The sequence below is a fragment of the Bifidobacteriaceae bacterium genome, from assembly GCA_031281585.1.
Lineage (GTDB): Bacteria > Actinomycetota > Actinomycetes > Actinomycetales > WQXJ01 > JAIRTF01.
This window is the reverse complement of record JAITFE010000081.1, coordinates 1-2,744: the sequence shown is the minus strand read 5'-3', so window position 1 is coordinate 2,744 and position 2,744 is coordinate 1. Positions and strand designations below refer to the sequence as shown.

Annotated in this window: 1 protein-coding gene; it reads left to right on the top strand. The window is 66.8% G+C overall.

Annotated elements, in window-relative coordinates; genetic code table 11:
* Positions 1–457: 457 nt before the first annotated feature.
* Positions 458–2,744 (top strand): hypothetical protein (locus LBC97_09500; protein ID MDR2566268.1); only part of this gene is annotated, 2,287 nt, incomplete at its 3' end.

The window sequence follows — 2,744 nt, the reverse complement described above, 5'->3', positions numbered from 1 at the left end:
CGCCCCCAGCCGAAACCGGCGACGGGCCGCCGTTCTGACCACCCGCCACGGGCCGCCCGCGTCGGCGCCCTCACCCGAACCCCTCGTCCGAATCCCCCGCCGCCCGATGCCGTCCGCCCTGGTCTTGGGAACCGTGGCGGCAGGTCAGTTGGCTGGGTCGGGGATGTTGTACGGGAGGCGGCGGACGGCATCGGACAACGACTGGGCACGGGCCGCCCGCTCTGGTGCCCGCGAGGCGAACCCGGCAGCGTGCGGTAACGGAAGCGTGGCCGAGCCAGACCGGTGCGCAACTGGCACGATTGGCGACAGCCCGTGGTTTGGGACAGGTGAATTCATTGGTCGTGGTTGACCGCCCTTGGTGGTGGCTGATACCGTGGCGCCAAATCTGCCAGCCACAGCAGTGCTGCCCCCGGTTAATGGGTGGCGCCGCCCGATCGACTTCAAAGGTGCTTCGGTCATGCCTTCTTTCTTCCGTCCGCAGTCTGTCAAGTCCGACAATCGTCTGCCCGCAGAAGGCGGTTTGGAGCCGCCTGTTCTGGCGGGGCGGTCCCGCGCGCGGCGTTGGCTCATCCGAGGCTGCGCGGCCGTCACCGCTGTCGCGCTCGGCCTGGTGGCGCTGGTGCTGCCCGCGCAGCAAAGCTCCGCCGACGCGGGCCAATTCATGATGGAGTTCAGCTCCTACGGCCCGAACCAGGAGATCGTGATCCTGGTCGGCTCGCTCAGCCCCGGCTGCGACGGGATTTTCAGGGTCTCCGACATCTATGTGGTCCCGCATGGCAGCGTGTCCGGCGGCGACGCTCTGGTGGATGTGACGGGCACCCCGAACATGGTCACCGCGAACCTGCTGGGCCAGGGGTTCGCGGCCCAGACGATTGGTTACACCGCCCCGGGCGGGAACATTGGCCCCGGGGTCTACGACATAGTCGAGGACGTCTGCCTGGACGGTGTGTTCAACGCGGGCGAGGACAGCATCATGAGCAAAGCGTTCACAGTTGTGGGCGTGAACCCTCTGAACCCGCCCTCAATTGAGAGCACCCAGGCCATCCTCAACATCAAGGCCGCAGCCGGCGAGCAGGCCGAATACTACGAGGACCGGGCGGCGGCCTGGAGTTGGTTCTGGATCCTCTACGGCCACGCGGGCCTGCCAGACTTCCCGGACGGCCCAGACGCGATCATTCAGGCGCTGGTGCAGGCGGCGATCTGCACCAGGCTGCCCAGCGTGGCGGCCTTCGTGTGCGTTCATTCGGTCATGCATTTGCCAAACCTCACGGGTGTGGCGAACTTGAGAGACATCCCCACGAATATGGGGCAGTTCTACGCAAGGGTCTACCGGGGTCTTGAGGCGGATCCGCCGGATCAGAATTACACGGCGCCGGTGGCGTTGGGCGCGGTTGACGGTTTCGGATCCGGCGAGGGCAGCGAACTGCAGAAAGTTTTCGAGGAGCTGTATCACTCTCAATGGTCTGAGGGCGTGGCGGCGGAGGCGTTCCTGCACGCTTTGGAGAAGTATCAGGGCGCGCAGCAGGCCTCGGACGCGGCGGCGGCGTTGGCGCAGGCCAAGGCTGCTTCCGCCTTCGCCCGCCAGGCGGTGGCCGGGCTTCAGTCCCAGGCCCAAGCGCGTCAGCGGCTGCTGGCGCTGGAGCAGTCGCTGGGTGGATGGATGAAGCCGGACATGGCGGCGGCCCTGGCCGAAGTCCATGAACGCCTCAAAGCCGGCGGGTCTTTGACGGCTGCGGAGGTCGCGGCGCTTGAGGACTTGGGCGCGAATCAGACGCAGCGCGAGCAGTTCGTCCAAGCGGTCATTGCCGAAGCGGGCTTGGCGACCCCGTACGTTTCGTTGGCGGACCTGGACGCGGAGGCTTCGGCCGTGGGGTCGGGCCTCGTGTCGGCTTATGGGGATGCGGTGTCCTTGTTTGACGGGATCGTGACCGACTTGGAGGCCGGGCTGTCCGGCGCCGGTTTGAGCGCTTACCCGTCGGTGACCCTAAGCGGTCCGAGCACCGGATCGGTGGGTTCCACCGCCGCAGTCACGGCCGCGACGGACGCGGGCAACACGGTCGCCTGGGACACGGACGCGGATGGCGACTTCGACGACGGGACTGGGGCCACGGCACAGGCGGCGTTGGCGCACCTCGGCCCGAACGCTGTCGGGGCGCGGGTGACGGACGCGTCCGGCCGTCAAACGGTCGCCTACCACGTGGTCGCGGCCGCGCAGCCCGCGAGCCGCCCGTTGGTGACGGCGGCGAACCCCGTGGTCGGTACGGCCATCACAGCCGACGATGCTGACGTTGTCACTTTCAGCGTCACGCCAGGTCACACAGATTCCCTGCCCGTAACGGTGACGTGGCACGTAAACGGCGCAGCCGCGGGAACCGGGAATCAGCTTCAAATGACTGCGTCCGCTGCCGCGCCGATCCAGCACGTTGAGGCGGAATTGGCCGATTCGAACGGGGCGACGGAATGGGCCGCCTGGTCGCTGTTCACGGCGGCGGGTGCGCCCACGGGTGGTTCTGGATTGGAAGCTCGGTTCTCCTCGGAGGCTTCGACTGGTCTTGTTGATGTGGCGTGGGACCGCGTTGGGGGTTTGGTGGTGGCGGCGTCGAGTGTGTATTCGACTTCTTCGGGTTACGCGGCCGCGAATGTGTTGAACGCGTATAGCTCTAGCTCGTATTGGAATACGGCGAACAATCAGGCGACGAATCAGTGGGTTGTGATCGACTTGGGCGCCGAGTGGGATGTGGCGG